Source organism: Mesorhizobium sp. M7A.T.Ca.US.000.02.2.1, assembly GCF_003996995.1.
In the GTDB taxonomy this organism is placed as follows: Bacteria; Pseudomonadota; Alphaproteobacteria; order Rhizobiales; family Rhizobiaceae; genus Mesorhizobium.
Genome location: NZ_RZTT01000022.1, coordinates 23,048 through 29,855 on the forward strand (window position 1 = coordinate 23,048; position 6,808 = coordinate 29,855).

At 59.5% G+C, this 6,808-nt stretch carries 6 protein-coding genes; 1 reads left to right on the forward strand and 5 read right to left on the reverse strand.

The window, feature by feature from the left end:
* Positions 1 to 20: 20 nt before the first annotated feature.
* Positions 21 to 860 (reverse strand): hypothetical protein, encoded by an 840-nt coding sequence (locus tag EOD15_RS03990; RefSeq protein ID WP_245463574.1) that lies wholly within the window; start codon positions 858 to 860, stop codon positions 21 to 23.
* Positions 861 to 1,047: 187 nt separating this feature from the next.
* Here EOD15_RS03990 and EOD15_RS03995 point away from each other — a divergent pair, with 187 nt between their 5' ends.
* Positions 1,048 to 2,463, forward strand: coding sequence for an adenylate/guanylate cyclase domain-containing protein (locus EOD15_RS03995; RefSeq protein ID WP_127319622.1), 1,416 nt, complete (start codon positions 1,048 to 1,050; stop codon positions 2,461 to 2,463).
* A 127-nt stretch (positions 2,464 to 2,590) separates the two neighbouring features.
* On the opposite strand, the gene EOD15_RS04000 is transcribed toward EOD15_RS03995, so the two are convergent.
* The 4 genes from EOD15_RS04000 to EOD15_RS04015 form a co-directional block, all read right to left on the reverse strand.
* The gene (locus EOD15_RS04000; RefSeq protein ID WP_127319631.1) at positions 2,591 to 3,070 is read right to left on the reverse strand and encodes a class I SAM-dependent methyltransferase; all 480 of its coding nucleotides are present in this window, start codon (positions 3,068 to 3,070) and stop codon (positions 2,591 to 2,593) included.
* A 208-nt stretch (positions 3,071 to 3,278) separates the two neighbouring features.
* A complete protein-coding gene (locus EOD15_RS04005) occupies positions 3,279 to 4,460 on the reverse strand; it encodes an ABC transporter permease (RefSeq protein ID WP_127319624.1) in 1,182 nt (393 codons plus the stop codon).
* Positions 4,457 to 5,455, reverse strand: coding sequence for an ABC transporter permease (locus EOD15_RS04010; protein WP_127395737.1), 999 nt, complete (start codon positions 5,453 to 5,455; stop codon positions 4,457 to 4,459). The genes EOD15_RS04005 and EOD15_RS04010 overlap by 4 nt, the downstream gene beginning before the upstream one ends.
* A 2-nt stretch (positions 5,456 to 5,457) precedes the next feature.
* On the reverse strand, positions 5,458 to 6,808 hold a 1,351-nt coding region (locus EOD15_RS04015), incomplete at its 5' end, for an ABC transporter substrate-binding protein (protein WP_148129492.1).

The following is a 6,808-nucleotide window of genomic DNA, read 5'->3' on the forward strand; positions in this document are numbered from 1 at the left end:
AATCCAGCCATCTCATCATCCTATGATGCCGATTGCGCGCTGAAGTACCGGGAGACGGCGTAGAGTTTGAAGATGCCGCTGATTCCGATCCAGCCGAAAAGGGCGAGCCAGCACAATGTTCCCGTCGCCGTCCAGTCGATCCGGTGCATTACGGCCTCGGTGATGACAAGGCCAAGGATGGCAAACAAGCCGACCAGAAACTGCGCCAGACCGAGCACCAGCAGCTCTTCGCGCGGCGCGCTTTTCCAGACGAGATATGTGCCGCCCGCTCCGGCGAGGAAGATGGCGCTGTAGACCTGAGCGTGGAAGGCGTCGATCGGCCACGGCCAAAAGCCGCCGAATGTCAGGGGAAACAGCAACAGACCGACGCCATAAAGCCCAAGGATCGCCATTTCCATCGACATATAGCCGCGCCATGCAGAGTTTAAGGTCACGCCCTTTGCGGAAGGACGGCCCCCGGCCCGTAACAGGAACAGCCCGGATACCGCGACCGAAGCAAGATAGACCAAGAACCAGAGCCAGGGCGCTTTCCGCTCGAAGTTGAAATAGCCGAGATTGATGAACGAAGCCGCCGAAACGATGACGGTGAAGATGAAGGCCATGACAAGCACTAGCCTGCCTGGCGACCAGCGATTCCAGACCAGCAGCGCCGCCATCACGGCCATTTCGGCGGTGTAGAAGCCGCCGAGGAAGCGGGCGTTGAACGGCGTGACGGCCCAAGGCCAGCGCGGCCTGACCAGCGCAGGCGCGAAAAAAAGGCCGGCGCCGACAATCAGGACGATGATGACCCCCGCCGAGAAAAGCCGCAAGGCCGCGGGAAATGGCGGGTTGTCGGGTGTCGGCGCGGGAGAAAGTCCCAAAGATGAATACCCCATGGACCCACCATAGTACCGCTTGCGATCGGTGAAAATCCCGACGGAATTGACACGTCGGCGGGCTTTTCCATTCGAATGGCCGTACGATCCGTTTCGAAGTAAGATGGAGCGCTCGGAACGAAGACCGGTTCCGGTCAACCACCTCGGGGGTGCATTTTCCGGAGCCTGCACGATGACCGAAATTCAGGATCTGTTCTCGCTTTTGCGGCAATCGACCGATGTCGATCCCCAGGCAATCGACGCGATCCGGCGGACCATCGCGGAAGGCAAGGATCATGAACTTTGCCGCATCAATGTGCCGGCTTTCGCCAGCAAGCATGGCCTCGACGAGGAACGCGCCATCAGCGCCTTCCTCCATGCGGCGCGGGTAGGCATCTTCGACATTTCATGGAATGTTCTGTGCCCCGGCTGTGGCGGCGTGCTCGACACCAACGCTACGCTGAAAACCCTGCAGAAGGACGAATACACCTGCGCGCTATGCTCCGAAGGCTATTCGCCGACCCTCGATGAGATGGTTGAGGTGACATTCACCGTCAGCCCTCGCGTGCGCAGGATTGCCGCCCACAATCCACACGAACTGCCGTTGGTGGAATATTTTCGCCAGATTTACTGGGGATCCGGCGTCGATCTGCCGGAAGAGGGTTTGGCGAAAAACATAGAAGCGTTCTCGCTGGAGGATATCGAGCTGGCGCCGGGTGAAAAGGCCGTTCTGCCCATACAGCTTCCGTCCGAATTCATCATCGTCTTCGAGCCGGTCACCCATTCAGCGCAGTTCATCGACGCGAAGGGCGAACCAACAAAAGAGCGGCGAAGCCTGTCGTTGGCTTTCGACCGCGACCATGTCCAGAACCAGACACTGGAAATGCAACCTGGTCCGCTGCGTATTTCGCTGGAAAACAGGACCGACACCCGCGTGCTGCCGGCAGTCTTCATCGCCGGCGAGGCATTGCATAATCTCCTGGGCAAACGCCGGCCTTTTCTGACCGCCAAGCGCCTGCTCACCAACCAGACGTTCCGCGACCTCTATCGTACGGATACGCTCGACATCAACCAGCGCCTGAAGATCACCAGCCTCACCTTCCTGTTCACCGACCTGCGCGGATCGACCGCGCTTTACGAGCGGGTGGGCGACCTTTCAGCCTTCGATCTCGTGCGCGTGCATTTCCAGGTTCTGCACGAGATCGTCGCGGCGGAGGCAGGCGCGGTGGTGAAGACCATCGGTGATGCGGTGATGGCGACATTCGCGACGCCTGATCGCGCGATGGCTGCGGCCCTCAGGATGCGTGATGCCATGCGTGCGCTCAATGACAGAAGCGGGCGCGAGGATCTGCTGCTCAAGATCGGTGTCCATGCCGGCCCCTGCATCGCCGTGTCCATGAACGAGCGACAGGACTATTTCGGCCAGACGGTCAACATTGCTTCACGGGTCCAGAACCTGGCCAACGCACAGGCTATCTTCGCAACCCGCGCGGTGGTCGACGACAATCTCACCGCCGATCTGTTGCGCAGGAACGCTCTGACGCCCGTGCCTCACGAAGTCTCGCTGCGCGGCATCGAGCGGGAGATCGCGGTGTATACAATCCCCTGAGCAATTGGGCCGTCCAGAGCAATCCCAGGGAAAGTGTAAACGGTTTTTCGGGAAAAACGCGTAGCACTTTCCCTTGGAATTGCGGTGGAGCAGCGTTTGCGTGAAAAGATGAGGCGCTCTCGGCCGCTCACACGCGCTTGCAGAGGAAATAACGATCGGCGGGTTCTGAAGTCGGCGCCGGGAGCCGTTGCAGCAGCGGGTGATCGAGCGGCGTGCCACTGACCGCGAAGCCGCCGACCCGAAGCAGGCTCGCAATCAGATCGGGAAGCCAGGTAGCAGTCACTGCATCCCGATCGTCATAGCCGGTGCCGATGTCGGCATGAACAAGGGCGGCTTCGATGCCAATGAACTTGCGGGCCGTCTCGCGTATTTCGCCGAGCACGAGGTTTTCGGCTTTGGGAATTGAGCTGGCATGTGCGCCGACTTCGCGATCGAACACCACGATCCGGCGCCCGGGCAGGCGCTCGCGCAGATGGTGGAACGTCCGACCGTTGCCGAGGCCGAGCTCGAATACAAGCCCCTCCATCTTCGCCACCTCGACGCAGACTTGGTCGAGAATGTCGCGCTGTGCGGTCATCCTGCTGATGAAATTCTCGAGGCGACTCATATGCTTTTGTGTGTCCTGAACCAGCAAGAGATCGTCAATGCCGCCGACAAGAACTGTTCACGGGTGAATCCCGAAGGCGCAGTGCCAAACTCGATCACGTGTCGGCACATATAGAGGCGGACCATGAACACTGCAACAACCGTACAGGCAGCCGGCAAGGATCATACCGGGTGGAATAGGCGGCACGGCGCGCGGCAAAATAACAACCTCACTTGTAGGGATCTGCGGCGTCCCGCAAGCCGTCACCGAGGAAGTTAAACGCCATGATGACGAGAATGACGGGAAGCATCGGCAAAAGCAGCCATGGATAGAATGCGATCACGCTGACGCTGCGCGCCTCGGTGAGCAGGATACCCCAGCTGGTTATCGGCGCTCTCAGGCCGAGCCCGAGGAAGCTCAGCGCCGTTTCGCCCAGGATCATGCCAGGAATGGAGAGCGTCGCCGTCGCGATCAGATGCGACATGAAGCCGGGAATGAGATGCCGGCCGATGATGCGGCTGCTCCCGGCGCCCATCAACTGCGCGGCCAGAACGTAATCCTCCTCGCGCAAGGCCAGAAGCTTTGAACGCACGGCCCGCGCCAGTCCGGTCCAGTCGAGCACTCCGAGGATCACGGTGATGCCGAAATAGATCAGGATCGGACTCCAGGTTATCGGCATGATCGCCGCCAGGGCCAGCCATAGCGGAATGCTGGGAATCGATTGCAGAACTTCGATTATCCGTTGAACGATCAGGTCGAAGATACCGCCGTGATAACCGGCCAGTCCGCCGATGACGATGCCGAGCAGGAAGCTGAAACTGATGCCGACGAGGCCGATTGTCAGTGAAATGCGTGCGCCATAGATCATGCGCGAGAGCACGTCGCGCCCCAGCCTGTCGGTGCCGGCCAGAAAGAGCTGGCCGTTTTCGGCAGCGCAGACAAAATGCCTGTCACCTTCGATCAGGCCCCAGAACCGGTAACTGTCGCCCTTGCAGAAGAAACGGAGCCGCTGAACATCGCCCTGGTCGTCGATGTAGTTCCGCTTGAGCGTGTCCATGTCCAGCGTCATCTGGCGGCCATAGACGAACGGCCCGACGAACTCGCCGTTGTGGAACAGGTGCACCTGCTGCGGCGGCGAATAGATATAGTCCATGTTGCGCGTGTGCAGATTGTATGGCGCCAGAAACTCGCAGATCAATATCCCGAAATAAAGCACTATCAGGAATATGCCGGATACAAGGGCAAGCCGGTGCATGCGGAATTTCCACCACATCAACCGCAACTGCGACGCCTGAAAGACCTTCGACTGCTCCGCCGTCATCGCCTCGACCGACTGCAGGTCAAAGGGCGCGCTGGAAACGTAGTGTTCTAGTGGAGCACCCGGAGCGGGGAGCGGCGAATCCGTCTTCATTTGGTGCTGCCGCCCTGCAAACGAATTCGTGGATCAAGCACCGCCAGCGCCAGGTCGGAAATCAGGACACCGATGACTGTCAGGAAGGCCAGGAACATCAGGAACGACCCCGCCAGATACATGTCCTGGCTTTGCAAGGCCTTGATCAGCATCGGCCCGGTCGTTTCCAAAGACAGCACGATCGCGGTGATTTCGGCGCCGGAGATGATGGCCGGCAGGATGGAGCCGATGTCGGAAATGAAGAAATTGAGCGCCATGCGCAGCGGATATTTGACCAGCGCCCTGAACGGATGAAGACCTTTGGCGCGTGCGGTCACCACATATTGCTTGTGTAGCTCATCGAGCAGATTGGCGCGCAGCCGCCGGATCATGCTTGCCGTGCCGCCGGTGCCGATGATTAAGACCGGGATCCAGAGATGGGCGAGTATCGACTTCGCCTTGGCCCAGCTCATCGGCTCGCTGAGATATTGCGGGTCCATGAGATGGCCGAGGGACGTGCCGAACCAGATGTTGGCGAAGTACATCAGGATCAGCGCCAGCATGAAGTTCGGAATGGCAAGGCCTAGGAGGCCGAAAAAGGTCAGGCCGTAATCGCCCCAACTGTATTGATGCGTCGCGGAGTACATGCCGATCGGAAAGGCGATGAGCCAAGTGAAGATGATCGTGACGAAGGAAACCAGCACAGTCAGCCACATTCGGTCCCCGACGACGTCGCGAACCGGCAACTCATACTCGAAGGAATAGCCGAAATCGCCGTGCAGCATCCCGCCGACCCAATAGAAGTAGCGAATGATCGGCGGCTTGTCGAAACCATATTCCTTGCGCATCATCTCGATGCGATCGGAATCCACCCCTTCGCCCTGTGCCCGAAGCTCGGCGACATAGCTGTCGAAATAGTCGCCGGGGGGAAGTTCGATGATCGTGAACACCAGCGCTGATATCACCAGCAGCGTTGGAACCATCACAGTAATGCGCCAGACAATATATCGAAGCACGCTCAGGACTCTCCAAGCCAGAATGTATCCGGCATGTAGACACCGAAATAGGCGGTCGGATCGTAGCCGAAGAGCGCCTTGTCAGGCAGATTGCGCAGCCGTGAGGACACCAGAATCGGCTGATGCGTTCCGTTCACGGTCCCGATCGAAAACACCTGATCGGTGTAGATCGACAGCATCGAATTCCAGATTTCGGCGCGCTCTGTCGCTTCGGTCGATGCGTTCCAGCGCTTGAGCAAAGCCATCAACTCGATCACTTCAGGAAGATCGGGCGCCTCGCCCATCTTGCCGTGAGACAAGTAGTGAGCACCCCAGAGCGGCCATTGCAGTTGATCGTCGATGGTGGGGGCCAGCTGGCTCGGGTTCATGTCGGCGGTCGGCACGCCATTGTCGATGCCCGACCACATCGACATCATGATCTGGCCGCCAAGCGCGCGGCTGCGGAAGATGTCGCGCTGCGAAGTCCGGATGAACAGGGCGATGCCGATCTTTCGCCAGTGATCGGTGATGAGTTCAAGCGCGTCGGTTTCCAGTGTGCTTTCGCCGGCGGTTTCCACGATTATCTGGGCAGAGCGTCCATCGGGAAGTATCCGCAGGCCGTCATCGTCACGTGCCAGAAGCCCGACCTCGTCGAGCAGTGCATTGGCCTGCTCGGGATCATGGGCAACCCAAGCTTTAGCGAATTCCGGCCGGTAGAGCGGGCTCTCGGACAATACGGTATCGGCGCTTTCCTGCGCCAATCCGTAGAACACAGCCATATTGATCTCGCGCCTGTCCACGGCGAGCGAAAGTGCGCGGCGCACGCGCACGTCACGCAGAAGGCCACGCCACACCTGGTCGGCGCAATTCAGATTCGGCAGCAGCGCCAGCCGAGAACCCTGTGTACGTTTCCACAGGTGCATCTTCACCGGATAGCGCTTCTCCGCGTCTTTCAGGAAGGAGTAGTCGCTGAAGTCAATTCCCATGCATTGCAGGTCGCTCTCGCCCGCACCGGTCTTGGCGGAGATGATCGCCGATGAGCTGACATTCATGATGATCCGGTCAACATAGGGCAGTTGCCGGCCGTTCTCGTCTATTCGATGAAAGAACGGGTTGCGCTCGAAGATGAATTGCTCGGCCGGCGGCTTGGTCCGGTTCTGCCAGGGGTCGAGCGTCGGCAGTTCCGGGTTCTCCGGGCGATACTGCCGCGACATGCGGATATGCAGGAGCGTCCATTTCTGGGTCCGGTTCTCCTTCATCAGGCCGGCGAGCCGGAATGAATCCTGATATTTCTTGTGGAACTGCTTGAGATAGGCGGCCGGCAGGACAAGCGATAGCGGCGAAGCGGCAGCGAGCTTGGGCAGGAAGTCTGGA

Excerpts from the sequence above, each read along its gene's own strand:
- EOD15_RS03995 (WP_127319622.1), top strand. The coding sequence starts at position 1,048 with ATGACCGAAATTCAGGATCTGTTCTCGCTTTTGCGGCAATCGACCGAT.
- EOD15_RS04000 (WP_127319631.1), bottom strand. The coding sequence starts at position 3,070 with ATGAGTCGCCTCGAGAATTTCATCAGCAGGATGACCGCACAGCGCGAC.
- EOD15_RS04005 (WP_127319624.1), bottom strand. The coding sequence starts at position 4,460 with ATGAAGACGGATTCGCCGCTCCCCGCTCCGGGTGCTCCACTAGAACAC.